Origin of the sequence: Sphaerotilus sp. FB-3, assembly GCF_023706025.1 — a bacterium.
Taxonomy (GTDB): domain Bacteria; phylum Pseudomonadota; class Gammaproteobacteria; order Burkholderiales; family Burkholderiaceae_C; genus Sphaerotilus; species Sphaerotilus sulfidivorans.
Map to the genome: position 1 here is coordinate 148992 of NZ_BQWE01000017.1, position 25235 is coordinate 174226.

The window sequence follows — 25235 nt, forward strand, 5'->3', positions numbered from 1 at the left end:
CGGGATCAAGCGTCCCCCAGGCCGATCCGGTCGGGCCGGCGCCGCTCCACCGCGTATTTCAGCAGCGCCGCCCCGCGGTAGACCGCGTGCGCGAACTTGCCGTAGGGCAAGGTCAGGAACAGCGCCATCACCGTCCCGAGGTGCACCACCAGCAGCGCCGCCATCGCGCCGGTCTCGCGCCCGGCCAGCAGGGCCAGACCGGTCAGGCTCACCAGGAACAGCAGCATCAGAAAGGCGCGGTCCATCGGGCGCTGCCGCGGGTCGCCGTGCAGCGGGTCGCGGCGCAGGTTCAGCCACAGCAGTCCGGCCGGCCCGACCAGCAGCCCCAAGCCGCCCGCGGTTCCGAGCAGCACCGGCAGGCTGGCGACAGGGTAGGGCGCCTGCAGCCCCAGCAGGTAGTGGTAGAGCGTGGCGATCGTCGTGGAGGCGAAGCACAGCCCGAAGCCTCCTGCCGTCAGATGGTGGAAGCGGCGGCGCCAGTGGGTCGTGCGGTCGTCGGCATCGTGGCAGCCCTGGCCGTGTCCGCCGTCGAGATAGCGCAGGCGCAGCGCGTCGTGCGTCGCCTCCATCACCGCTGCGCCCGGCATCTCGCCCCCCGGCGTCACTCCGCGCCAGAAGCGCCGCACGCCCATGCCCAGCGCCAGCACCGCCCAGCCGAACACCGGCGCGAACAGCGCCACCATCAGCCCGTGCGGCAGCACGGCGTAGAAATCGCCAGCCAGCGGGGCATGCCACAGCCGGCCGTGCAGCGCCAGCACCAGCAGTCCGAACAGCGCCAGACCGGCCGCCAGCGCCAGCGCCACCGTCAGCCCGTTGCGTCGGTACAGCGCGCCGAAGGCGGCCGGCCAGGCATGGTCGGCATAGGTCGTCATGCGCACCTGTGCCATCGCCCGCGGCACGTTCAGCGCGAACTCGTGCGGTGGCGCGTACTGGCAGGCGTGCAGGCAGGCGCCGCAGTTGTGGCAGAGGTTGGCGAGGTAGTGCGCGTCGGCCGGATCGAAGGCCAGCCGCCGCGTCATCGCCGGGAACACCGCGCAGAAGCCCTCGCAGTAGCGGCAGGCGTTGCAGATGCCCATCACGCGCGCCACCTCGTCGGTCTGCGGCGTGGCGGGGACGAACTCGCCGCGCCCGAGCGCCAGCGCGTCGCGGGTCAGTGCCTCAAGCGTCTGCATGGACGGCTCCCTGGCCTTGCCCTTGTCCGGCCAGCGCGCTGCGCGCCGCCGACGTGCCGGCGATGCGGCCGAACGCCGTGCCGATCGACATGCCCACGCCGGCCGTGTAGCCCTGGCCGAGCACGTTGCCGGCCATCATCTCGCCGGCCACGAACAGGTTGTCGCTCGGCCGACCACCGAAATGCACCGCCGCCTGGTCGTCGGTCTTCAGCCCGAGGTAGGTGAACGTGACGCCAGGGCGCAGCGTGTAGCCATAGAACGGCGGCGTGTCGATCGGCCGTGCCCAGTGGGTCTTGGCGGGGGCGACGCCTTTGGTGTGGCAGTCGTCGAGCCGGGTGTGGTCGAAGGTGCCGGGGCGGCAGGCGCGGTTGTAGTCGTCGAGGGTCTGCATGAAGGTGGCTTCGTCCAGGCCGAGCTGGCGGGCGAGGTCGGGCAGCGTGTCGGCCTTGCAGCCGGGAAAGACCGGGGGCATGAAGCGCCCGATCGCCTTGGCATCGATCACGCAGTGCGCGATCTGGCCCGGCTGCTGGGCGACGAGGCGGCCCCAGATCGCGTAGCGCTTGGGCCAGAAGTCCTCGCCCTCGTCGTGGAAGCGCCGCGCCTCGCGGTTGACGACGACGCCCAGCGACACGCAGTCGATGCGGGTGCAGATGCCGCCGTCGTAGAGCGGCGCGCGCGCGTCGATGGCGACCATGTGCGCCTGCGTGGCGTCGCCGATCGGGTCCGCGCCGTGGGCGAGCATCTCGCGCAGCAGCGTGCCCTGGTTGAAGCGGGTGCCGCGGATCAGGAAGTTGTCCGCCGGCCACTCGCCGCGGGCGTTCTGCCCCCAGGCCTCGCGCAGCCAGCCCCGGTCCGACTCGAAGCCGCCGCAGGCCAGCACGCACGACCGTGCCGGGACGCGCTCCTGACCGATCCACGCGGCGACGAAGCGGTCGCCGTCCAGCTCGATCCGGTCGACCGGCGCCTCGTAGCGGATCTGCACGCCCAGCCGCTCGGCGCTGCGGTAGTAGGCGTTGACCAGCGCCTTGCCGCCGCCCATGAAGAAGGCGTTGGTGCGCGCGGTGTGCAGCGCGCCCGACAGCGAGGGCTGGAAATGCACCCCGTGCGAGCGCATCCAGTCGCGGCAGTTCGACGAGGCCCGGATGACCAGCCGGGCCAGGTGCTCGTCGGTCTTGCCGGCGGTGACCTTCAGCAGGTCCTGCCAGAACTCCTCTTCCGGGTAGGCCTCGACCAGCACGTCCTGCGGCGCGTCGTGCATGCAGCGCAGGTTGCGGGTGTGGCTGGAGTTGCCGCCGCGCCAGGCGCGTGGCGCCGCCTCGAGCAGCAGCACCGAGGCGCCGGCCTCGCGCGCCATCAGCGCGGCGCACAGTGCGGCGTTGCCGCCGCCGATCACGAGCACATCGACCATGTCGCCCCCTCAGTCCGCCTTGATGCCCGCACGTCGGACGATCTCTTTCCAGACCTTCTGCTGCTGCGCGATGTAGGCCGCGAACTCACTCGAAGGCCCGCCGCCGCCCGTCGCGCCATCCGCGGTGAAGCGCTCGGTCACCGCATTCGACTTCAGCGCCTTCAGCGATTCCTCCTGGAGCTTTCTCACGATGTCGGCGGGGGTGCCGGCGGGCGCCAGGATGCCGTACCACTGCGAGGTCTCGAAATCCTTGAAGCCCATTTCGGCGACCGTCGGCACGTCCGGCAGCGCTGCCAGCCGCTGCGGCGTGCCCACCGCGATGGCGCGCAGCTTGCCCGACTTGATGTAGGGCAGCATCGCAGGCAGTCCGGCCGAACTGGCCTGCGTGCGCCCGGCGAGCAGATCGGTGAGCTGCGGGCCGGTGCCGCGGTAGGGAATGTGCGTCATGAACATGCCGGTCACCAGCTTCAGGTATTCCATCGCCAGGTGGCCGGCGCTGGCGTTGCCGGCCGAGCCGTAGTTAAGCCGGCCGGGGTTTTTCTTCACGTGGGTGACGAACTCCCTGAAGTCCTTCGCCGGCACGTCCGGATGGATCACGAACAGGTTCGGCACCTTCGCCAGCAGCGTGACGGGGACAAAATCCTTGTTCACGTCGTAGGGCTGGTTCGGGAAGATGTACGGGTTCACCGCCAGCGAGCCGACATGGCCGAGGATGAGGGTGTGGCCGTCCGGCGCCGCCTTGGCCACCTCCTGCATCGCCGGCAGGCCGGCGCCGCCGCCCCGGTTGTCCACGAAGACGGTCTGGCCGAGCTGCTTCGTCAGCTCATGGGCGACGGTGCGCGCGACGATTTCCGACGTGCCTCCGGGCGCGAACGGCACGACGAAGCGGATCGACTGCTTCGGCCATCCGGAGGCGGAGGGCTGGGCGGCCGCGGGCAGCGCGAGCGCAGCCGAGGTGCACAGGAATTGGCGACGGGCGATGGGCATGGTGGTGTCTCCTCGTTGGAATGGGTCGCGCCAGCGGGATCGGCTCGCGACGGACTTGTTTCAATGTAGGAAGTCACCGGCCCGCAGGCCAGAGCGACACCGGCAAGAGGTCTTCAGTGATCGTGAAGACAGGCGCCCGGCCAGCGGCCTTCTCGCACCAGCGTGCGCACCACGTCGGTCAGCGTGACCCGGGTGGCCAGCGCGGCGGGGGAGAGTTCGTCGTCCGACAGGCTCACCAGCAGACTGGGCCGTCGCGCATGAAGCTCTGCGACCGGAATCAGCCGCAGCGTGGCCTGTGGCAGTCGGGCCGCCGCGGACCCCGGCTGGATCGTCGCGCCCAGACCGGCGCGGACGGCGTCCATCAGCAGTGCCAGTCCGTCGATCTCCGCGGCGATGCAGGGCACCAGGCCGGCTCGCTGGAACGACTGTTCGAGCAGCGCCCGCAGCCCGTGCGGTCCGCTCGGCAGGATCAGCGGCAGCGAGCCCAGGCTCTCCAGCGCCGCGGTCTCGCCCGGCGGCAGGCCGGGCAGCGATGCCGGGCCGATGACGAACAGCGCCTCGTCGAGCAGCGGCATCACGCTCCAGCGTCGGGCCGCCTCCGACCGGAACAGCACGGCGAGGTCGAGCTGGCGTGCATGGAGCATCTGCGTCAGATGCCCCGACAGGCTCTCGACCAGGTGCAGCCGCACATCCGGATAGCGCGTGCGCATCGCCTGCATCAGCGGCAGGCCGAGCACGGCCGCGGTCGACGGCGCCAGCCCGACGCTGACATGGCCCGACAGCCGCGCCTGCTGCGCGGCTCGGGCGGCCTCGTCGGCGTGGCGCAGCACGAGCTGCGCCTGGCGCCAGAAGGCCACGCCGGCGTCGGTCAGCCGCACGCCGGTGGCGCTGCGCTGCAGCAGCCGCGTCGACAGCTCGCTCTCCAGCCGGCTGATCTGCTGGCTCAGGGCCGAGGTGACGACGCCCAGCTCCACCGCCGCACGGCCCATGCTGCCGAGTTCGACGACGCGGATGAAATAGCGGAGCTGGCGGAGTTCCATGGTCGCGTCGTCATGCCGGCGTCAGGCCGACCGGGCGAGCCCCCGGTCCACCATCACGCCGGGCTGGTCCGGATCGTTCGCCGGATCATATACAGGGCGGCTCGCACGCCGTTTCTCCGTGCGGTTGCCGCGTCCGGCGGGCATGTGCTGCAAGCCGGATCAGTCTGCCGTGAGCCTGGCCTTCTGCACCACGTCCTTCCACTTGCCCAGCTCGGACTTGACCATGTCGCCGAGCTGCTCGGGCGTGCTGGTCTCGACGTCGGCGCCGTGATCCTCGATGCGCTTGATCACCTCCTTGTCGTTGAGCACCTGGTTGAGCGCCTTGTTCAGCTTCTCGACCACCGGCCTGGGCGTCTTGCCCGGTGCGAAGACCGCATACCACTGCTGCACGTCCACGCCGTTGACGCCCAGCTCCTTCAGCGTCGGCACCTCCGGCAGCAGCGGCGAGCGCTTCGGGCCGGCAATCGCCAGGCCCTTGAGCTTGCCGCTCTTGACATGCGGCGCGCCGGTGAACAGGCTCGGGAACATCACCTGCGTCTGGCCGCCGATGGTGTCGCTCACCGCGGGTGCCGCGCCCTTGTAGGGCACGCCCAGCATCTCCACGCCGGCGCTGAGCTTGAACAGCTCGGCGGCGAAGTGCGGTGCGGTGCCGTTGCCGGCCGAGGCATAGGCATACCGGTCAGGCTTGGCCTTGAGCTGGGCGATCAGGTCCTTGACGTCCTTGATCGGGACATTGGTGTTGGCCACCATCAGTGTCGGCGAATAGCCGACCAGACCGATGGGCGCGAAGTCCGCCACCGGGTCGTAGCGCAGCTTCTGCAGCGCCGGGTTCATCGCGTGGGTGGCGATGTAGCCGACCATCAGCGTGTGGCCGTCGGCCGGAGCGCGCGCGACGAACTCGCTGGCGATCGAGCCGTTGGCGCCGGCGCGGTTGTCGATGATGACGGTCTGGCCGAGCAGCGGGCCCAGCTTCTGGGCGATGGTGCGGGCCATCGCGTCGTTGCCACCGCCCGCGGCGGTCGGCACCACGATCGTGATCGTCTTCTCCGGGAAAGCCTGGGCGATCGGGGCTGCTGCAGCCAGCACGGCGGCCAGGGTGGCGGGAATCAGATGTTTCGTCATGGATTTGTCTCCTTGATGGAATTCGCAGGCTTCACGGCGTGCGATCGGACGGGGAATACACGTAGTCGGGGATATGCAGCTCCCCTTGAAGGATCTTTCTGGCGGTGCGCACGAGCGCGGCGCGCTGGATGCGGGCGTCCTGGCCTTCGCCTTCGATGGCCACCTCGACATCGATGCGGCCCTGGGGGTGCAGCACCGCGAGGTTGCGCACGCCGGCCACCACCGCCGGTCCGCTGGCGACCGTGCCCGGCAGGGCGAAGGCCGTGGCCACGCCGATGGCGCCGGTGACCGCATGCGAGGCATGGCAGCGGCGGGGCGTGAAGTAGCGCGAGGTGACGCTGTCGTCGTCGTGGCCTCGGCTGACCAGGACCGGCTTCGGGATCACGCTGGCCGAGACGTCGCCCAGCCCCATGCGCTCGCCCGCTGCCAGGCGCAGCCGCTCCAGCCGTTCCAGCAGGACCGGGTTGGCATCCAGCTCGGTCGGCGATTCCCGGCCGGTCACGCCCAGGTCGGCGGCGCGCACGATCATCAGCGGCATCGCCGCGTCGATGCAGCTCACCTCGACCCCGTCGATCAGGTCGATGCGCTGCCCGGTCGGGAAGACCGAGCCGGTCACCGAGCCCCAGGCGTCCAGGAAGTTCAGCCGGATGGGGGCGGCGGTGCCGGCCACGCCGTCGACATGGGCCTGGCCCTCATAGGTGACGCGCCGCTCCGGCGTCAGCACGGTCACGTCGATGCGCGACCGGGTGTTGACGTTGAAGACGCGGACCGTGGTCTCGCCATCCTGCGCGGCGACCAGGCCCTGCTCGATGGCGAAGGGCGCCACGCCCGAGAGCATGTTGCCGCAGTTGGGCCGGGTGTCCACCGAACGCTGGCCGACGCCGACCTGCGCGAACAGGTAGTCCACGTCGCAGTCCGGCTGGCCGGAGCGCGAGACGATGGCGACCTTGCTGGTGAGCGTGCTGCCGCCGCCGACGCCGTCCACCTGCAGCAGATCCGACGCGCCGATCGCGCCGATCAGGGTCGCGTCGCGCTCGGTCTCGTCGGCCGGCAGCCAGTCGCGCAGGAAGAACGGGCCGCGCGAAGTGCCGGCACGCATCAGGACACAGGGAAGGGTGATCGCTTGCATGGAACGGATCATCCTGTCCTGATCGATGCATGTGAATTGCATTGTTGGGATCAATTGATAGACTGAAAGCATCAATCATGACGACCTCTCCAGGACTCCCTCCATGGCCCTGAACTTCGATCTCGACGACCTGCTGGCCTTCCGCGCGGTGGCCGAGCTGCAGAATTTCCGCAAGGCGGCGGAGTCGATCAACCTGTCGCAGCCGGCCTTCAGCCGCCGCATCGAGAAGCTGGAGGATGCCCTGGGCGTGCGGCTGCTGGACCGCACGACGCGCAGCGTGACGCTCACCGCCGTGGGCCGCGACTTCGCGCGCAAGGTGAACGACCTGCTCGACGACCTGGACGCGACGCTGCTGGGCATCCGCGGCGTGTCGGCCACCCGCATGGGCGAGGTCAGCATCGCCTGCGTGCCCTCCGCGGTCTACTACTTCCTGCCGCAGGTGGTGCGGCGCTATCACGAGGTCTATCCGAAGATCCGGGTCCGGATCCTGGATGCCGGGGCCAACGAGGTGCTGGAGACCGTGGCGCGAGGGCAGGCGGATTTCGGTCTCGACTTCATCGGCAGCCAGGAGCCGGACATCGACTTCCAGCCGCTGCGGGACGAGTGCTTCGTGGCCGCCTGCCGCCGCGATCACCCGCTGGCCCGCGAGCGCAGCGTCACCTGGGGCGCGCTGACACGCTACGACTTCATCTCGATCAGCCAGTCCTCGGGCAACCGGGTGCTGCTCGACCAGGCGCTGGCCAGCCTGCATGAGCGCCCCCGCAGCATCTTCGAGACGGAGCATGTGACCACGGCGCTCGGCCTGGTCGAGGCCGGCCTGGGGGTGGCGGTGGTGCCGGCGATGGCGATGCCGGCCGCGGACCATCCCCTGCTGGTCAGCATCGCGCTGACCGATCCGGTGGTGCGGCGCACGATGGGCGTGATCCGGCGTCGCGGGCGTTCGCTGTCGCCGGCCGCGCAGCAGCTGCATGCCTTCCTGATGGAGCTGCAGTCGCAGCCCGAAGACCGGGGTCCCAGTCGCCCGGCGGGGCTGTCCTGAAGCCGACATGCTCCGGCGCTACCGTGCGCGCATGGATATGTCGACCGATTTCCCCGATGACCGTGGCGCCGCGTCGCGCCGGTCCTGGCTGCGCCGCGCCGGTGCGCTGGCGCTGTTGCCCTGGCTGCCGATGGTTCCGGTGGCGGCTGCGGTGCCGCCGCTGTCGTCGCTGCGGCCGGTGATGCCTTTCTCCGAGAGCGCGCCGGGCTGGGTGCCGCACCGCATGCGCCCGGACCGGCGCGACACGCTCTACCGCACCGTGCCCGATCCGGACAGCGGCCGCACCGTGCTGCAGGCCCGCTCCGAGCGCGGTGCCACCGGCCTGCGCCACGACCTGCGACGCGAGCCGGGCGAGTACCGCTGGCTGGAGTTCGGCTGGTGCGTCTCGCAGGTGCCCGAGCAGGCCCGCAGCGACGACGACAGCCGCGACGACTGCCCGGCGCGTGTGGTGGTGGCCTTCGACGGCGATCTCTCCGGCCTGTCGCTGCGCGAGATGATCTTCCGCGAGCAGGTCGAGCTGTTCACCGGCCACACCCTGCCGCACTCGACGCTGATGTATGTCTGGGACGGCCAGCTGCCGGTGGGCGCCGCGGTGGCCTATCCGCGCAGCAGCAGCATCCGCTATCTGGTCGTCGACAGCGGCGCGGCCGAGCAGGGCCGCTGGCGCTGGCATCGCCGCGATCTGGTGGCCGACTACCGCGCCGTCTTCGGCCGCGAGCCCGGCCCGATCCGCAGCGTCGGCGTCTTCACCGACAGCGACGACCTGGGCGGCGCGGTCGAGACGCTCTACGGCGACATCCGCCTGCCCGCGCCGGAGGCGGACATGCCGGCGCTGGCCGGGGGGTGAGGCGGGCGCCGGTCTTTTTTCGTTCAGGCGGTGTATTCTGGTCTTGCCATTGAATTCGCCGAAGCCTCTCATGCGCCCGTCCGAAGCCCTTGATGCCCTGCGACCCGCCGTACGCGAGGCCGCAGCCCGCCACCGTACCGCGAACCCGCGCGTGTTCGGCTCCACCCTGCATGGGCGCGACCGCGATGGCAGCGATCTCGACCTGCTGGTGGATGCGCTGCCTGGCGCGACGCTGTTCGACCTCGGCGCCTTGCAGGACGAACTGCAGGCCCTGCTCGGTGTACCGGTCGATGTGCGCACGCCGGGTGATCTGCCGGTGTCTTTCCGGGGGCAGGTGCTGGCGCAGGCGCGGCCAGTATGAGCGCGCCCCGACTGCCCGACTACCTCGAGCACATGGCGCAGGCCGCATCGGATGCCTGCACCTTTGTCGACGGACTGGACAAGGCCGCCTTTCTCTCCGATCGGCGCACGCAGCAGGCCGTCGTCATGAGCCTGATCATCCTGGGCGAGGCAGCGACCAAGGTCATGGACGCGCATCCGGACTTCGCGCAGGCCCACTCTGCCGTGCTGTGCCGTGGCGCGGCATGCGCGGCATGCGCAACCGGATTGCACATGGCTACTTCGACATCAACCTCGATGTGGTCTGGGACACGGTGCAGATCGCTCTGCCCGAGTTGCTGCGCCAACTGCCGGTCTTGTGCCGTGCGGTGCAGATCGGTTCAGGGCAGGACGATCTCCCGGGGGCGGCCAGCGGCTGACCCCTTGCCGCCTCAGGGCCGCGGATCGCTGGCCGGCGGCAGCGAGGCGGCGGCGGCGTCGCGCGCCAGGCAGGTGCGGTAGCGGGCCTCGCAGCGATCGGCGAACCACGCGGTGGTGAGCTTGCGGGTGATCTTCGGGCTGTTGAGGTCGATGTCGGGCAGCTGCTCGCGGGCGGGCTTCAGGCCGCGGCGCTCGGCGAGCTGGTACAGGCGCCGGTAGGTCACCGACTGCTCGAAGGCGAACTGCTTCTCCAGCTTCAGGTCGCGCTCGATCTGCGCGGCGTTCACGCCCAGCTCGGCCTGCAGCGCCAGCAAGGCCCGCCACGCCTGGCTCGGATCGCTGCGCGGCGACAGCGGCTCGCGGCCCTTGTAGCGCAGCAGGTCGCCGTCCGGGTCGATCTTCTGGCCGGTGAGCTGCGCCAGCAGCGACTGCACTGCCGCGTTGCGGCTGCTGTAGAGGCCGGCGTTGTAGTCGGCGAAGCGGTAGAGCATGCGGTTGTAGGACACCGGATAGTCCAGCAGCATCGCCGCGCCGAAATACAGGCCGCCGCGGCGCTTGAAGACCTCCTCGCGCGCGCTGCCGGCCGGCTTCCAGGGGTAGGGCTTCTCGCGCATGTGGTCGGCGGCGAAGGCGATGCTGACCTGGGTCGAGCCGCCGGTGCGCACCGGGTTCTGGCCGCCGGCGAGCTGCGCGCCCAGCGGGATCTCGCGGATCATGTCCTCGTACAGATCCGACAGCTCGCGCTCGGTGCGCAGCCGGTCCAGGCGCTGCTGGTAGGTGCGGCCGTCCGGCGAGGTCTTCGACAGCGCCAGGTCCATCACCGCCTTCGGGATGCCGAAGCGCTCGCGCTTCTTGTCCAGCTCGGCCTTGGCGATCTTCGAGAGATTGGCCACCGGCGGATCGGGCTGCCAGGTCGATTCCTGCTCGATCACCGCGGCCAGCGCGCAGACCTTGTGCGCCTGCGCCGGAATGGACAGCGCGGCAAACGCGGTGCCGATGTCCTCGGCCCAGCGGCGGCGGTCGCTCAGGTTGGGCGGCAGCACCCGCAGTGCGACATCGCGCACCTCGGCGGCGCTGACCGGCGCCGGGGCCGGAGGCGGGGGCGGAGCCGGAGGCAGCGGCGGCAGGGCCGGCGCCGGCGGGGGCGTCGGCACCGGCAGCGGAACCGGCGTGGGTGTCGGTGCCGGTCCGGGCGCAGGCGCCGGGGGCAGGGTGAAGACCGGTGGCAGCGTGCCCGGTGCAGGCGCCGGGGCCGGCGAGGGCCAGGGCGATGGGGCGGGGCGGCGGTCGCTGGGCAGGGTCGTGCAGGCGGCCAGCGTGGCCATCAGGGGCGCGAGGGCGGCAAGGCGCAGGGCGGACGATCTCATGGGCGGCGATTATCGGTCGCCCTGCCGGAAGGGATTGCGCTCCCGCAGTTCTCCCACGTAGGCCTCCACGCCGGCCGTCTCGCGTTCCAGGAAGCGCGCCACCGCATCGGCGAAGCCGGGGTGGCGCAGCCAGTGCGCCGAGGTCGTCGTCACCGGCAGCAGGCCGCGCGCCATCTTGTGCTCGCCCTGCGCGCCGCCCTCGAAGCGCAGGAAGCGCTCGCGCACGCACCAGTCCAGCGGCTCGTGGTAGCAGGCGGCGAAGTGCAGATGCGCCACCGGCTCGGTGCAGCCCCAGTAGCGACCGTAGGCCACCCGCCGCTCGGTATCGATCGCGATCAGCGACGCCGCCACCCGCTCGGGTCCGCGCCGGGCGACGAACATCAGCCAGTGCTCGGGCATCGCGCGCGCCATCTCGGCCCAGAAGGCGCGACTCAGGTAGGGCGTCGAGCGGTGCTCGCGGTAGGTGTTGTCGTAGCAGCGGGCGAAGAAGTCCCAGTCGGCCTCGGTGATCTCGGTGCCGCGCCTCACGTCGAAGGTGATGCCGGCCTCGCGCACATAGCGGCGTTCCTGCGCGATCTTCTTGCGCTTGTCGCGCGAGAGGTGGGCGAGGAAGTCGGCGAAGTCGGCATAGGGCTCGGGCTGGCGGTTGGTCCAGTGGAACTGCACGCCCTCGCGCAGCAGCCAGCCCTGCGTGGTGGCCGCCGCGCGGTCGGCCTCGTCCAGGAAGAGCAGGTGGGCGGAGGACAGCCCCTGCTCGCGCGCGAAGGCCTCGATGGCGACCAGCAGCGCCGCGCGTGCCTCCGCGTCGCGCGCCAGCAGCCGCGAGCCCGGCACCGGCGTGAAGGGCACGGCGCCCAGCAGCTTCGGGTAGTAGCGCTGGCCGGCGCGTTCCCAGGCGTCGGCCCAGGCCCAGTCGAAGACATATTCGCCGTAGGAATGGCTCTTCAGGTAGAGCGCGGCGCCGGCGCGCAGCACGCCGGCGTCGTTCTCGTCGGTCAGCGTCATGAAGACCGGCTGCCAGCCGGTGGCGGCGCAGGCGCTGCCGCTGGTGTGCAGCGCCGCCAGGAAGGCATGGCGCAGGAAGGGCGTCGGCGCGGGCGAGGCCGCCAGCAGCGCATCCCAGGCGGCGGCGTCGATGCGGCCGGGGTCGTCGTGCATCTGCAGCCGCAGCCGGGGCGGCCGGGCCGGGCTGGGGCGGGGAGGGGTCGTCGGAAGGGCGGCGTCCGTCATGCGGGCGATGTTCGCATGGCCCCTGGAACCGCAGCGGCTACAGTTCGGCATTCCCCGTGAACCCGTCTGACTTCGGAGTCGCCTGCCTTGAACCCCCGGGATCCGTTCCTCAATCTCTACAGCCACGGCTTCGCGCGCGTGGCGGTCGCGGTGCCGGTGTGCCGTGTCGCCGATCCGGCCTTCAATGCCGCCGAGACCGTCCGGCTGCACCGCGAGGCCGCGCGCCAGGGCGCGGTGCTGGTCGCCTTTCCCGAGCTGGGTCTGTCGGCCTACAGCTGCGAGGACCTGTTCCACCAGCGCGCGCTGCTCGAGGGCTGCGAGCGCGCGCTGGCCGAGGTGATCGAGGCCTCGCGCGGCGTGGGCGCGGTGGCGGTGGTGGGTCTGCCGCTGCAGGTCGACGGCGCCCTCTACAACGTGGCGGCGGTGGTGCTCGACGGCCGGCTGCTGGGCGTGGTGCCGAAGTCCTACCTGCCGAACTACGCCGAGTTCTACGAGGCGCGCCAGTTCAGCCCCGGCGGCCAGGCGCTTGCCACCGAGGTGACGCTGTGCGGCCAGACCGTGCCCTTCGGCGCGCAGCTGCTGTTCGCGGCGCAGACCGGCCTGGCGCACGCGCCGCTGACCTTCGCGGTCGAGATCTGCGAGGACGTCTGGGTGCCGATTCCGCCCTCGTCCTTCGCGGCGCTGGCCGGCGCGACCGTGCTGGTCAACCTCTCGGCCTCGAACGTGACGGTCGGCAAGGCCGACTACCGCCACGCGCTGGTGTCGCAGCAGTCGGCGCGCTGTCTGGCGGCCTACCTCTACAGCTCGGCCGGTCCGGGCGAGTCGACCACCGATCTGGCCTGGGACGGCCAGGCGCTGATCTGCGAGAACGGCGCGCTGCTGGCCGAGTCCGAGCGCTTCCGCGCGGACGCGCAGCTGGTCTGCGCCGATGTCGACCTGGAGAAGCTCGCGCGCGAGCGCATGCGCCAGACCAGCTTTGCCGCCAGCGTCGCGCGCCACCGCGGCGAGCTGGTCGCCTGGCGCACGGTGCGCTTCGCGCTGCGCCACCCTGACGAGGAGGTGCTGCCGCTGCGCCGCGTCTTCGACCGCTTCCCCTATGTGCCGTCGAACCCGCAGCGGCTCGATGCCCGCTGCGAGGAGATCTATCAGATCCAGGTGAGCGCGCTGGTCAAGCGGCTGCAGTCCTCCGGGCTGAGAAAGCTGGTGATCGGCGTCTCCGGCGGGCTGGACTCCACGCATGCGCTGCTGGTGTGCGCCCGCACGATGGACCGGCTCGGCCTGCCGCGCGCCAACATCCTCGCCTACACGATGCCGGGCTTCGCCACCAGCCTGCGCACGCTCGACCAGGCGATGCGGCTGATGGAGGTGATCGGCTGCGGCGGCGGCATGATCGACATCCGCCCGAGCTGCGAGCAGATGCTGAAGGACCTCGGCCACCCCTACGCCAGTGGCCAGCCGGTCTACGACATCACCTTCGAGAACGTGCAGGCCGGCGAGCGCACCAGCCACCTGTTCCGCCTGGCCAACCACCAGGACGCGCTGGTGGTCGGCACCGGCGACCTCAGCGAGCTGGCGCTGGGCTGGTGCACCTATGGCGTCGGCGACCACATGTCGCACTACAACGTCAACGCCAGCGTGCCCAAGACGCTGATCCAGCATCTGGTGCGCTGGGTGGCCGCACGCGGCGAGTTCGGCGAGGCCTGCAGCCGCGCGCTGATCGATGTGGTCGAGACCGAGATCAGCCCGGAGCTGGTGCCCGGCGACGCCTCCGGCCAGCCGCAGCAGTCCAGCGAGGCCAGCGTCGGTCCCTACGAGCTGCAGGACTTCCACCTCTATCACACGCTGCGCTCGGGCTTCGCGCCGTCGAAGGTCGCCTTCCTGGCGCTGCACACCTGGGGCGACGCGGCCGCCGGCCGCTGGCCCGAGGGCGTGACCACGCGCAACGCCTACCCGCTGGCGGAGATCCGCCGCCATCTGCGCACCTTCCTGTGGCGCTTCTTCAAGACCAGCCAGTTCAAGCGCAGCTGCGTGCCGAACTCGCCCAAGGTCGGCTCGGGCGGTTCGCTGTCGCCGCGCGGCGACTGGCGCGCGCCCAGCGATGCAGAAGCCACGGTCTGGCTGGGCGATCTGGAGCAGGTGCCCGAGCGCTGAGGGCCTGCACGGTCACAATGCGGCTCACCCCGATCTGATCGAACCGAGTCCGCATGCGCTGCTGCCTTCTTCTCCCGCCCCCGTCCTCGCTGTCCGTGATCGCGCTGGCGGCGACCCTGCTGATGGCGGGCTGCGCCACGCCGGCCGGCCGTCCGAATCCGCCGGTGGCCGCCGCGACGCCCCCGGCCGCTGCCAAGCCGGCGGTGGCGCCGGGCAGCCCCGCGGCATCGGCACCGGTCGCGGCATCCGCGGTGGCGCCTGCCGCTGCACCGGGGGCGGCACCTGCCGCCACGCCGGCGGCCACGCCACCGGTGCCGGCGCTGCCGCCCTTTGCCCAGGTGGTGCGCGAGGCGCGCCGCATCGACGGGCTGATCCCGGTCTGGCAGAAGGACGAGAAGGTCTGGCTGGAGCTGTCCGAGAAGGACTTCGGCGTGCCCTTCTTCCTGTCGCCGAAACTGGCCAGCGGCATCGGCGAGGGCGGCGTGCTCGGCGGCCTGATGGGCGGGCGGGGCGGTGCCGGCGGCGCGAAGTGGGTCGAGTTCGTGCGGGTGTTCAACCAGGTGCGGCTGGTGGCCCGCAATGCCGCGCATGTGGCCGCCGCCGGCACGCCGCAGGCCCGCGCGGTGGCCGCGGCCTTCTCGCCCAGCCTGCTGGCCAGCGCGGCGGTGCTCAGCCAGCCGCATCCCGAGCGCCGCACGGTGCTGGTCGATGCCTCGGCGCTTTTCCTGTCCGACCTGATGGGCGTGGGCGCGCAGCTGCAGCGCAGCTACCGCCAGGGCTATGCGCTCGATGCACGCCATTCCGGCATCACCGCGGTGCGCGGCACCCCGGAGCTGCTGGCGCTGACGGTGCAGCAGCATTTCGCCACCGGCGCGCTGGCCAGCGCGCAGCCGGGCACCCCGGCCGGTGCCGGCCCCTCGGTGCCGGCCACGCTGCCCGATCCGCGCAGCCTGTTCGTGCAGCAGCATCTGTCGCTGACCCGGCTGCCGGCCGCGCCGATGCGCACCCGCGCGGCCGACGCCCGCATCGGCCACTTCGTCACCTCGGTCAGCGACTTCGGCGACGAGTTCGCCCGCAGCCCGAAGAAGCGCTTCATCAACCGCTGGCGACTCGAGAAGAAGGATCCGGCCGCCGCGCTGTCCGAGCCGGTGCGCCCGATCGTCTACTGGATCGACCGCAGCGTGCCCGAGCGCTACCGCGAGCCGATCCGCGCCGGCATCCTGGAGTGGAACCGTGCCTTCGAGGCCATCGGCTTCAAGGAGGCGATCGTCGTGAAGGTCCAGCCCGACGATGCCGACTTCGACACGCTCGAGACCGGCATCGCCTCGGTGCGCTGGATGACCAATGCGACGGCGATGTTCGGCGCGGTCGGCCCCAGCCATGTCGATCCGCGCAGCGGCGAGATCCTCGACGCCGACATCGCCATCGAGAGCCTGAGCTCGCGTGCACTGCGCACGCTGCGCAGCCAGGTGATCGCCACGCCGGCGCCGGTCTTCGCGCAGCCGCCCGATCTGGGCGCGCCGGGTCTGCCGGCCGCCTGCCAGCATGCCGATCTGGCGGCCGAGCAGCTCGGCTATGCGCTCGACGTGCTGTCGGTGCGCGAAGGGCTGGATCCGGCCGGCCCCGAGGCCGAGGCCTTCGTCGCTGCCTATCTGAAGGATGTGACGATGCACGAGGTCGGCCACACGCTGGGGCTGCGGCACAACTTCCGCGCCTCGACCGTGCGCGACGAGACGCAGCTGTCAGACCCCGAGTTCACCCGACGCCATGCGCTGACCGGCTCGGTGATGGAATACGCCGGCATCAATCTGCCCGCACGCGGCCAGCCGCAGGCCGCGGCCTTCCAGACCACGCTCGGGCCCTACGACTACTGGGCGATCGACTATGCCTACCGCGACATCGCGCCGGCCGAGGAGGCCGCGACGCTGGCGTGCATCGCCGCGCGCAGCGGCGAGCCGGAGCTGGCCTTCGGCACCGACGAGGATGTGATCGCCGGGCTCGACCCGGAAACGCTGCAGGGCGATCTGGGCCGCGATCCGGTGGCCTTCGCGCGCAAGCGCCTGGGCATCGCGCGCGATCTGCTGACCCGGCTGGAGGCGCAGCCGCTGGCCGCCGATGCCGATCCGGCGCGGCTGCGCCGGGTGGTGGGCTTCGCGCTGCGCGATGTCGGCCGCTCCACCGCGATGCTGATGCGCCAGCTCGGCGGCCTGCGCACGCTGCGCGACGCGCCCGGCACCGGCCGCGATCCGCTGCAGCCGCTGCCGCTGGCCGAGCAGCGCCGTGCGCTGGAGCTGCTGCTGGGCGAGCTGCTGTCGCCGCAGGCGCTGACCGTCTCGCCGGCGCTGCAGCGCCGGCTGGCGCCCGACTATCTCGAGCGCAGCGAGGCCATGCTGTCGGGCCAGAGCGCGGTCGCCACCGACTTCAACCCGGCCCGCCAGCTCGCCGAGATGCAGCGCCAGATGCTGATCGAGCTGATGGGCGAGGCGCTGGGCAGCCGGCTGCTCGACGGCACCGGCCGCGCCGACCCGGCGCTGGGCAGCCTGTCGCTCGAGGAACTGCAGAGCCGCCTGACCGCGACGCTGTGGGCCGACCTGAGCTCCGGCGAGCCCATCGATGCGGATCGGCAGTCGCTGCAGCGCGACCAGATCACGCTGCTGACCCAGTGGCTGCTGGCGCCGCCGGCGGCCGGACGTGCGGAAATGCGCATGCAGATGCAGCGCCAGGCCCGCGAACTGCTGGCACGGCTGGACCGGGTACGTTATCGTTCCGATGCGTCACCCGAAACGCTGGCCCATCTGAAGGGCAGCGCGCAGCGCCTGCGCGAGGCGATGCAGGCCCGGGTGATGCGAGCGGGCGTGTGACGATGGCGATGTGACCGGGTGTTCCGGGCCGCGGAAGCCCCCTTCGGCAGGGGCCCCGCAGAACCCCTGGATGCGGGGCATATCCCTCAGTTCCGGCCCGGGTGATTCGGCGGGAAAGACCGGTTTGCGGGATCCGGCACCCCGGCACGCAGGGTGGAGGTTTCAGACCTCGCAGTTCATCCTGAAGGTGTCAGATCGTGACGTATTTATCGACATGTAGACCTTGAACAGAATCGGGGCCCAGACCCATCCGACTTTGCGGAGCTGTACCCGATATGCCTTCCCTGCGAGATTCCCGTGACGCCCTGAGCCGACTGCCGGTCGCCACCCGCCTGGCCTGGGGCTTCGGCTTCCTGGTCGCGCTGCTGATGGTGCTGACCTGCGCCGGGCTGCTGCTGCTGGGCCAGGATCCGGCGCTGCAGTCGCAGCGCCAGATGCTGGGCCTGATCGGCTCGGCGGCGATGGTGGCGGCCGGCATGGTCGCCTGGCTGATGGTCGACAGCCTGAAGTGGCCGCTGGACCGCACGCTCGACTTCGCCGAGCGTCTGGCCGACGGCGACGACACCGCTGCGGCGCCGAAGATGAGCGCCGACGAGTTCGGCCAGCTCCAGCATGCGCTGATCGAGCTGCGCGACCGCCTGCGCCGCCAGGGCCGGGCCGCCGCGGCCGACGAGATGGCCGACGAGCCGCTGCCGGAGAGCTTCACGCCGCTGCTGTCGCAGGTGCTGGCCCGTGCGCAGTCGGGCCAGGGCCTGGCGGCACCGGCGCCGGTCGCGGCCTCGGTGCCGCCGGTGGCGGCTCCGGCCACCGTTCCCGCCGCAGCCCCGGCGGCTGCCTCGCTGGCGGCCACGGCGTCGACCGGGCCGGCGGCTCCGTCCGATGCCGCGCTGCCGGCCGACGGCCCGGCGCCGGTGGCCAGCAGCGATCTGGTCATGCCGCTGACCGGCCTGACCCCGCGCGAGCTGCTCGACACCGCGGTGGCCGCGGCCCATCAGGGCGGCGACGTGGTCTCGCAGGTGGTGGCCAACATGGAGGACATCCGCCAGTCCAGCCGCCAGATCTCCGAGATCCTGGGCACCATCGACAGCATCGCCTTCCAGACCAATCTGCTGGCGCTGCAGGCCGCGATCGAGGCGGCGCAGGCGGGCGACAAGGGCAAGGGCTTTGCGGTCGTGGCCGGCGAGGTGCGGGCGCTGGCGGTGCGCGCCGGCAATGCGGCGCGCGAGATCAAGCAGCTGGTCACCGCCTCGGCCGCGAAGGTCGAGTTCGGTGGCCGCCTGGCCCGCGATGCCGACGCGACGATGGATGCGCTGATCGTCTCGGTGCAGCGCATGACCGACATCGTCGAGCTGAGCAGCCCGGACCAGGACGGGCGCGACCCGTCGGCGGTGCAGGCCGAGCTGACCGGCAGCAGCATCGAGCAGCTCGACCAGCTGACCCGCCACAACGAGTCGGTGGTCAGCCAGAGTGCCACTGCCGCCGAGGCGCTGCGCCAGCAGGCCGAGCGGCTGCAGAAGGTGGTCAATGCCTTCCAGCTGCTGCAGCGCACCCAGCAGGCCGCCTGGAATGCCCATCACGCGATCCACAGCGCCCGGGTCAAGGCCCGTGGCGAGGTGCCGCCGGCGCTGCCGCCGTTCCCGTCCTCGGACTGGGGCGCGCTCGACGGCATCGAGCCGAGCCCGCAGCCGCAGCCCCGGCGCCGTCGCGACGACGGACACGGCAATGACGGCGGCGGCGGCGACTGGACCCGTTTCTGACCCAGATGGAACCCGAAGACAAGAAGGCTCGAGGCTGAGCGAAGTCGAAAGAATGGAACGAGGTTGAACGGGGCGAGAGCCGTCAGGGGTGGCGGCTCTCGGTCGAGGGGGAGAGGTCGGGGCCGGCAGCGATGCCGGCCCCGTTCCTTTTCAGTGCGGCGCGACCTGGCGCGCCTTGGCCAGCCACTGGCCGAGCGCGTCCGACAGGTCGCCGCGGCTGAAGCTGCAGCTCTCCTCGGTGAAGAGCGCGCTCGACTCGACCTGCATCAGCAGCTGGCCGAGCACCTGGCTGTAGCGCTCGGGCAGGCCGGGCCAGTGTGCGGCGGTGTCGCGGAAGCCGTGCGCCAGCGCGGTGGCGTCCAGCTCGCCGCTGCGGAAGTCGATCAGCAGGGTGTCGAGGTGGCGGGTGCTCATCGGCAGTCTCCTTGGTCGGGGGTCGAGAGGGAAGGCGGCTCGGGGCTCAGACCGGCTCGGTGCGGCGCAGCAGCCAGTCGAGCGCGGCACCGTCCAGGCGCGGCGCCAGGCGGCGGCGCACCTCGGCGTGGTAGTCGTTCAGCCACTGCCGCTCGTCGGCGCGCAGCAGCGACAGCTCGAGGCAGCGGCTGTCGATCGGGCAGAGCGTGAGCGTCTCGAAGGCAAGGTACTCGCCGAACTCGTCGGGATGGCCGACGCTGATGTTCAGCACCAGGTTCTCGATGCGGATGCCCCAGCGGCCGTCGCGGTACAGGCCCGGCTCGATCGAGGTGATCATGCCGGGCTGCATCGCCATCGAGGCGTCGGGCATCGCGCGCGAGATGCTCTGCGGGCCCTCGTGCACGTTCAGGAAATAGCCCACGCCGTGGCCGGTGCCGTGGCCGAAGTCCAGGCCCGCCTCCCACAGCGGCGCGCGCGCCAGCGCATCCAGGTGCGGCGAGAGCGTGCCGGCGGGAAAACGCGCCCGCGACAGCGCCATCGTGCCCTTGAGCACCCGGGTGAAGTCGGCCTTCTGCGCCGCCGAGGGCGCGCCGATCGGCCAGACGCGGGTGATGTCGGTGGTGCCGCCCAGGTACTGTGCGCCGGAGTCGATCAGCAGCAGGCCCTCCGCCACCAGCCCGTCGGGCGTGGAGATCTCGGCGAAGGACTCGGGCGTGGCGCGGTAGTGCGGCATCGCGCCGTTGGCGTTGAAGCCGGCGATGGTCGGAAAGCTCAGGCTGACGAAGCCGTCCTCGCGGGCGCGCTCGGCCGTCAGGCGCTCGTCGATGGTCAGCTCGCTGATCGCCTCGCGGCCGAGCGCTGCCTCCAGCCAGGCGTAGAAGCGGCACATCGCCGCGCCGTCCTTCTCCATCGCCTCGCGGATGAAGGCGGCCTCGGCCGGCGTCTTGCGGCTCTTGGCCAGCGTGCTGGGGTTGATCGCCTCGACCACCTGCACGACGGCCGGCACCGCCTCGCGCAGGCCCAGCGTGATGCGCTTCGGGTCGACCAGCAGCACCGCGTCGGCCGGCAGCGCCGCCAGCGCCGGGGCGGCCTCGGCATAGCCGGCCAGGTCGATGCCGTCGGCGGCCAGCCGTGCGGCCAGACCCGCGTCGATCTTGCCGGCCGCGACGAAGAGCGTGGCGCGCGTCGGCCCGATCAGCAGGTGGGCGAGGAAGACCGGGTTGTAGTCGACGTCCGAGCCGCGCAGGCTGGTGATCCAGGCGATGTCGTCGACGGTCGAGACCAGATGGTGGCTGGCGCGGTGGCGGGCCAGGCCGGCGCGCACCGCCGCCAGCCGCTCGGCGCGCGGCACCGCCGCGTGCGGCGCCAGATGCTCGCGCACCGGCGCGGCCGGCAGGCCGGGGCGTTCCGGCCAGGCCTCGGCCATCAGGTCGAGGTCGGTGCGCAGGCCGATGCCGTGGCGCTGCAGCGCGCCGGCGAGCATCTGCGCCGCCGCCAGGCCCAGCACCGCCGCGTCGACCGCCAGCGTCTGGCCGGGCGAGAGCGTGGCGGTCAGCCAGTCGATGGGGTGGGTGGCCGCGCCGGTGGGGATCTTCACCAGCTCGACCGTCGTGCCGGCCAGCTCGGCCTCGGCCTGGGTCCAGTAGCGGCTGTCGGCGAAGACCGCGGCACGGTCGCGCGTGACCACCAGCGTGCCCATCGAGCCGGTGAAGCCGGAGAAGTGCACCCGGCCCTGCCAGCGCTCGGGCAGGTATTCGGACAGGTGCGGGTCGCTCGAGGGCACCAGCACCGCGGCGAGGTCGTGACGCAGCAGCGCCTGGCGCAGCGCGGCCAGGCGGGCGGGGATCGGGGAGGGCGAGTGGGTCATGTCGATGTCCGGGCAGGATCGTCTGGGGACGCGGGAGAGATGCTGGCGGGGCTGGCGGGGCCGTCCAGGCGCTGCCGCACCATCGCGATGTGGCTGCGCAGCGAGTAGAGCTCGTCGGCATAGCTCAGCGGCACCGGCAGGCGCTCGATGCGCGCATCGAGCTGATCCAGCTCGGCGCGCAGCGCGGCGAGCGGCCGGCTGCCCTCGGCATGCTGCTGCTCGATCTCGCGCAGCAGGCCGTACCAGCGGAAGATGCGCGAGCGCACCCGGAAGTTGTACAGCGGCGGCACCACCCGCGACAGCGGGATCAGCACCGCCACGATCGACAGCAGCACCACCCACATCCGGTCGATCAGGTTGGCATAGCCGAAGGGCAGATGGCGCTGCAGCAGCGGCTCGCCGGAGGCGTAGAAGCGCTGCGCCTCCGGCGAGAGCGGGTGGTCGCCGGTCTGCGCCTTCGGATATTCCCCCTTGTCCTGGAACCAGTTGGGCTCGCTGTGAATGCGTCGTGCGGCCTGCACCAGCAGCTGCTGCAGCGCCGGATGCGTGTCCTCGCGCACCAGCAGCGAAGCGGTGGCCGCCACCAGCCGCACATCCTGTCCGGGCAGATCCTGCGCCAGGTCGACCACGCCGCGTGGCAGCAGCACCGGCGCCACCTGCGGCACCCGGCGCGCATAGGCCTCGGCCTGGGCGAAGTCGAACAGCCGGATGCCCGGCGTGATCAGCAGCATGCGCACGATCGGCGACTCCGGTGCCGACACCAGCGCCAGCGCATCGAGCCGGCCGTCGAGCAGCGCCATCACCGCCGGCGTGGTCGGCAGCTGCGACAGCGGCAGCTTCGCCGGCTCCAGCCCGTTGGCGATCAGCAGCCGATGCATCAGATGCGTGATGCCGCTGCCCTCCTGGCCGACGTTGAGCCGCCATTCGGCGATCTGCGACAGGCTCTCCAGCCGCTCGCCGCCGAGCCGGGCGCGGGCGCTGTCCTCGCGGTAGAAGATCCAGACCGGCTCGCGGAACAGCGCGCCCAGGCTGAGCAGCTCGTCGGGCGCACGGTCCTCGTCGCCGCTGCGCAGCATGTCGGCGCCGCCCTGCACGAAGGCGGCATCGACCTCGCCGCTGCGCAGCAGCGCCAGGTTGTCGAGCGCGCCGCGGGTGGCGCGCAGCTCGACCTCGATGCCCTGGCGGGCCAGCGCGTCCCGGTAGAGCCGGCCGAACTCGGCATAGGCGCCCTGGGCGCCGCCGGTGGCCAGCACCATGCGCTGCGGCGGAATCGGATCCAGCACCCGGTAGGCCAGCCAGAACAGGCCGATGGCCAGCAGCAGCACTGGCCCGCCGGTCAGCAGCAGATCGCGCAGCGACAGCAGCGCGCTGCGCAGTTGCAGCCTCATCGCCGCTCCTTTCGGTGCCGCCAGAGCAGCTCGGCGCTGAAGATCAGGCAGGCGGCCCAGATGATCATGAATCCCTGGGCGCGGCCGCCGGCGAAGGGCTCGCCGAAGACCCACACGCCCAGCGCGAGCTGCAGCGTCGGGCCGATGTACTGCAGCATGCCCAGCAGGCTCAGCGGAATGCGCCGCGCGCCGCCGGCGAACAGCAGCAGCGGGATGGCGGTCAGCGGCCCGGCCGCCAGCAGCAGCATCTGCTGGTGCAGCGGCACCTGCGTCAGGCTGTCCTGGCCTTGTGCCACCGCCCACAGCAGGCCGGCGATGGCCAGCGGGCCCAGCAGGATCGTCTCCAGCGTCAGGCCTTCCAGCGCCCCCAGCGAGGCGGTCTTGCGCAGCAGCCCGTAGCTGGCGAAGCTGGCCGCCAGCGCCAGCGCGATCCAGGGTGCCGCGCCCTGCGTCCAGGTCAGCCAGATCACGCCCGCGGCGGCGATGGCCACCGCCAGCCACTGCGCCGGCCGCAGCCGCTCCTTCAGCACCAGCCAGCCGGTCAGCACATTGACCAGCGGCGAGATGAAGTAGCCCAGGCTGGACTCCACCACCCGGCCTTGCGAGACCGCCCAGATGTAGATGAACCAGTTGGCCGCGATCAGCAGCGCGCTGGCGATGAAGCGCTGCATGACCGCCCGGTCGGCCAGCGCCGGGCGCAGCCAGCTCCACTGGCGTCGCATGCCCAGCACCCCGACCAGGAACAGCAGCGACCAGACGATGCGGTGCCCCAGCACCTCCAGCGCGCCCACGCCCTGAAGCAGCCGGAAATACAGCGGAAACAGTCCCCAGATGACATAGGCCGCAGCGGCCTGGAGGATGCCGGCGCGCATCAGTCGCCGTGTTCTTGAACTTGCATGAGCGCGAGGATAACCGCCGGCCCGCTTCATGTCCGGGCCGCTTGAAACCGGCAGAATCGACCTCATCCGTTCCTTGCCTTCGACTGTCCGCCCATCATGAAGACGTTCCGGTCTGCCCCTTTCCCGCTCATGGCCACTGCGACGCCCGGTCTGGCGGCGCTGCTGCTGTCGGCCTCGCTGCTGGCGCCGACGGCGGTCTGCGCCCGGGAGAGCGCCCAGGCCGCGCCGCGTGCGGTCGCGCCGCGCGGTGCGCTGCTGAGCGAGGAGCAGGCGGTGGTGAGCCTGTTCGAGCAGTCCTCGCCCTCGGTGGCCTACATCACCACCGAGACGGTGCAGCGCGGCGTCTTCGGCGGCGCCGAGGTCAGCCAGGGCGCCGGCTCGGGCTTCGTCTGGGACGCCTCGGGCCATGTGGTCACCAATTTCCATGTGGTCAAGGGCGCGCGGCGGGTGTTCGTGCAGCTCGACGCCGGCAAGCCCATCGAGGCCGAGCCGATCGGCGGCGCGCCGGAATACGATCTGGCGGTGCTGCGGCTCAAGAACGTGCCCAGGACCCTGCGCCCGGTGCCGCTGGGCTCGTCGCGCGACCTGCGCATCGGCCAGACCGTCTACGCCATCGGCAACCCCTTCGGCCTGCAGCGCACGCTGACCAAGGGCCTGGTGAGCGCGCTCGACCGCGAGCTGCCGACCGCCAACTTCCGCGAGGTGGCCGGCGTGATCCAGACCGACGCGGCGATCAATCCCGGCAACTCGGGCGGGCCGCTGCTCGACAGCGCCGGTCGGCTGATCGGCGTCAACACCGCGATCCGCTCGGCCAGCGGCAGCTCGTCGGGCATCGGCTTCGCGATTCCGGTCGATCTGGTCAACCGGGTGGTGCCTTCGCTGATCAACCGCGGCCAGGCGCCGCTGCCGGGCATCGGCGTCACGCCGATCTCGCCCGACCAGGTGGCGCGCGCCGGCATCTCGGGCGTGGTGCTGGGCGCGGTGGGCCGGGGCACACCGGCGGCCTCGGCCGGCCTGCAGCCCTACAACCCGCAGACCGGCGATCTGGGCGACGTGATCGTCGGCGTCAACGGCCGCCCGGTGCAGACGCTGTCGACCTTCGTCGGCGAGCTGGAGCGCGCCGGCATCGACGCGACCGTCGAGCTGACGGTGCGCCGCGGCGAGAAGGAGCGCCGGGTGCGGGTGAAGGTGATCGATCTGCGGGGGTGAGCTGCTGGCGTTCCCTCAAGGGGGATCCTGCATCACCCGCGCCAAGCGCTGATCCAGCGTCAACAACCGGGCGCCGCAGACGCGGGCCGTGGCGGCAACGATGGCATCCGGCAATTTCAGCCCACCATGGCGGCGCAGCCGGATGGCCTCGCTCTCGATGTCGTCGCTGAGGCGAACCACTTCGCAGCAGGACAGGAACGCCCGGACTGCTGCATCAGCGCGAGCGCCGGCTCCGCGCCCTTGAGCAGGCCGATGACCACATTGGTATCGAGCAGATGATCAATCCCACTCACGGCGCATCGCCTCCTGCACGGCCTGCGGATCGCCGTTCCAGTTCGGCGAGTCCTTGAGCATCCCGGCGAACTGCTGCCAGTCGCCTGTCGCCGGTGCGGGGGCCGTCGAGGCGGGGCGCAGACCGACCGCCGCGGCGAGCGGCAGCCGGACGATGACCAGATGTTCATCCTCCTGGAACTGCACCGGCTCCAGCGGAATGATCTGACCCGCGCGGCAGATGGCTTCGATGGCCTGGTACATGGCGAGCACCTCCAAAGGGCAGTGGAAAGACCGATGCGCTATCTTGGCATCGAAG

Annotated in this window: 21 protein-coding genes and 2 pseudogenes; 9 read left to right on the forward strand and 14 right to left on the reverse strand. The window is 71.6% G+C overall.

What is annotated here, in order from left to right:
- Window positions 1-5 precede the first annotated feature (5 nt).
- The 6 genes from tcuB to NFT33_RS10365 all read right to left on the reverse strand — a co-directional run bounded on the left by tcuB (window position 6) and on the right by NFT33_RS10365 (window position 6858).
- The gene (gene tcuB / locus NFT33_RS10340) at window positions 6-1172 is read right to left on the reverse strand and encodes a tricarballylate utilization 4Fe-4S protein TcuB (RefSeq protein WP_251675103.1); all 1167 of its coding nucleotides are present in this window, start codon (window positions 1170-1172) and stop codon (window positions 6-8) included.
- A complete protein-coding gene (gene tcuA / locus NFT33_RS10345; RefSeq protein WP_251675106.1) occupies window positions 1159-2580 on the reverse strand; it encodes an FAD-dependent tricarballylate dehydrogenase TcuA in 1422 nt (473 codons plus the stop codon). Before tcuA ends, tcuB begins: the two co-directional genes overlap by 14 nt.
- 9 nt (window positions 2581-2589) lie before the next feature.
- Window positions 2590-3567 carry a Bug family tripartite tricarboxylate transporter substrate binding protein gene (locus NFT33_RS10350; RefSeq protein ID WP_251675108.1) on the reverse strand — a complete coding sequence of 326 codons (978 nt, stop codon included), beginning with the start codon at window positions 3565-3567 and terminating at the stop codon, window positions 2590-2592.
- 113 nt (window positions 3568-3680) lie between these two features.
- A complete protein-coding gene (locus NFT33_RS10355; RefSeq protein ID WP_251675110.1) occupies window positions 3681-4607 on the reverse strand; it encodes a LysR family transcriptional regulator in 927 nt (308 codons plus the stop codon).
- 159 nt (window positions 4608-4766) lie between these two features.
- Window positions 4767-5729 (reverse strand): Bug family tripartite tricarboxylate transporter substrate binding protein, encoded by a 963-nt coding sequence (locus NFT33_RS10360; RefSeq protein WP_251675112.1) that lies wholly within the window; start codon window positions 5727-5729, stop codon window positions 4767-4769.
- A 31-nt stretch (window positions 5730-5760) separates the two neighbouring features.
- Window positions 5761-6858, reverse strand: coding sequence for a 4-oxalomesaconate tautomerase (locus NFT33_RS10365; RefSeq protein ID WP_251675114.1), 1098 nt, complete (start codon window positions 6856-6858; stop codon window positions 5761-5763).
- Between the two features lie 103 nt (window positions 6859-6961).
- On the opposite strand from NFT33_RS10365, the gene NFT33_RS10370 reads away from it, so the two are divergent.
- From NFT33_RS10370 to NFT33_RS19400, 5 genes and pseudogenes are all read left to right on the forward strand, one after another.
- On the forward strand, window positions 6962-7897 hold the full coding sequence (locus NFT33_RS10370; protein WP_251675116.1) for a LysR family transcriptional regulator: 936 nt from the start codon (window positions 6962-6964) through the stop codon (window positions 7895-7897).
- 31 nt (window positions 7898-7928) lie between these two features.
- Window positions 7929-8744 (forward strand): DUF3047 domain-containing protein, encoded by an 816-nt coding sequence (locus tag NFT33_RS10375; RefSeq protein ID WP_251675118.1) that lies wholly within the window; start codon window positions 7929-7931, stop codon window positions 8742-8744.
- A 70-nt stretch (window positions 8745-8814) separates the two neighbouring features.
- A complete protein-coding gene (locus NFT33_RS10380; protein WP_149503831.1) occupies window positions 8815-9105 on the forward strand; it encodes a nucleotidyltransferase family protein in 291 nt (96 codons plus the stop codon).
- Window positions 9106-9137: 32 nt separating this feature from the next.
- Window positions 9138-9218, forward strand: a pseudogene (locus NFT33_RS19395) (HepT-like ribonuclease domain-containing protein); the annotation flags it as partial.
- Window positions 9219-9328: 110 nt separating this feature from the next.
- Complete coding sequence (locus tag NFT33_RS19400) at window positions 9329-9502, forward strand: HepT-like ribonuclease domain-containing protein (protein ID WP_446829367.1); 174 nt, start codon at window positions 9329-9331, stop codon at window positions 9500-9502.
- 12 nt (window positions 9503-9514) lie between these two features.
- Here NFT33_RS19400 and NFT33_RS10390 read toward each other — a convergent pair whose 3' ends face one another.
- Window positions 9515-10870 carry a DUF1615 domain-containing protein gene (locus NFT33_RS10390; RefSeq protein WP_251675120.1) on the reverse strand — a complete coding sequence of 452 codons (1356 nt, stop codon included), beginning with the start codon at window positions 10868-10870 and terminating at the stop codon, window positions 9515-9517.
- A gap of 9 nt (window positions 10871-10879) precedes the next feature.
- Complete coding sequence (locus NFT33_RS10395) at window positions 10880-12100, reverse strand: GNAT family N-acetyltransferase (RefSeq protein WP_376744148.1); 1221 nt, start codon at window positions 12098-12100, stop codon at window positions 10880-10882.
- A gap of 87 nt (window positions 12101-12187) precedes the next feature.
- On the opposite strand from NFT33_RS10395, the gene NFT33_RS10400 reads away from it, so the two are divergent.
- The 3 genes from NFT33_RS10400 (at window position 12188) to NFT33_RS10410 (ending at window position 18869) form a co-directional block, all read left to right on the forward strand.
- A complete protein-coding gene (locus NFT33_RS10400) occupies window positions 12188-14251 on the forward strand; it encodes an NAD(+) synthase (protein ID WP_251675122.1) in 2064 nt (687 codons plus the stop codon).
- A 95-nt stretch (window positions 14252-14346) separates the two neighbouring features.
- Window positions 14347-17112: a zinc-dependent metalloprotease gene (locus NFT33_RS10405; RefSeq protein WP_251675125.1), complete on the forward strand. Its 2766-nt coding sequence runs from the start codon at window positions 14347-14349 to the stop codon at window positions 17110-17112.
- Window positions 17113-17387: 275 nt separating this feature from the next.
- Window positions 17388-18869 carry a methyl-accepting chemotaxis protein gene (locus tag NFT33_RS10410; RefSeq protein WP_251675127.1) on the forward strand — a complete coding sequence of 494 codons (1482 nt, stop codon included), beginning with the start codon at window positions 17388-17390 and terminating at the stop codon, window positions 18867-18869.
- A gap of 150 nt (window positions 18870-19019) precedes the next feature.
- Here NFT33_RS10410 and NFT33_RS10415 read toward each other — a convergent pair whose 3' ends face one another.
- Genes NFT33_RS10415 through rarD form a run of 4 tightly spaced genes read right to left on the reverse strand, consistent with a single transcriptional unit; the run spans window position 19020 to window position 23410 of the window.
- Window positions 19020-19283: a hypothetical protein gene (locus NFT33_RS10415; RefSeq protein WP_149503825.1), complete on the reverse strand. Its 264-nt coding sequence runs from the start codon at window positions 19281-19283 to the stop codon at window positions 19020-19022.
- A 46-nt stretch (window positions 19284-19329) separates the two neighbouring features.
- The gene (locus NFT33_RS10420; protein ID WP_251675129.1) at window positions 19330-21150 is read right to left on the reverse strand and encodes an aminopeptidase P family protein; all 1821 of its coding nucleotides are present in this window, start codon (window positions 21148-21150) and stop codon (window positions 19330-19332) included.
- Complete coding sequence (locus NFT33_RS10425) at window positions 21147-22538, reverse strand: TAXI family TRAP transporter solute-binding subunit (RefSeq protein WP_251675131.1); 1392 nt, start codon at window positions 22536-22538, stop codon at window positions 21147-21149. Before NFT33_RS10425 ends, NFT33_RS10420 begins: the two co-directional genes overlap by 4 nt.
- Window positions 22535-23410 (reverse strand): EamA family transporter RarD, encoded by an 876-nt coding sequence (gene rarD, locus NFT33_RS10430; protein ID WP_251675133.1) that lies wholly within the window; start codon window positions 23408-23410, stop codon window positions 22535-22537. The genes NFT33_RS10425 and rarD overlap by 4 nt, the downstream gene beginning before the upstream one ends.
- Window positions 23411-23566: 156 nt before the next feature.
- Here rarD and NFT33_RS10435 point away from each other — a divergent pair, with 156 nt between their 5' ends.
- Window positions 23567-24646, forward strand: coding sequence for a S1C family serine protease (locus NFT33_RS10435; protein ID WP_251675135.1), 1080 nt, complete (start codon window positions 23567-23569; stop codon window positions 24644-24646).
- Window positions 24647-24661: 15 nt separating this feature from the next.
- Here the strand turns inward: NFT33_RS10435 and NFT33_RS10440 are convergent.
- Window positions 24662-24868, reverse strand: a pseudogene (locus NFT33_RS10440) (PIN domain-containing protein); the annotation flags it as partial.
- A gap of 57 nt (window positions 24869-24925) precedes the next feature.
- Complete coding sequence (locus NFT33_RS10445; protein WP_251675140.1) at window positions 24926-25180, reverse strand: antitoxin family protein; 255 nt, start codon at window positions 25178-25180, stop codon at window positions 24926-24928.
- Between the last annotated feature and the right edge of the window lie 55 nt (window positions 25181-25235).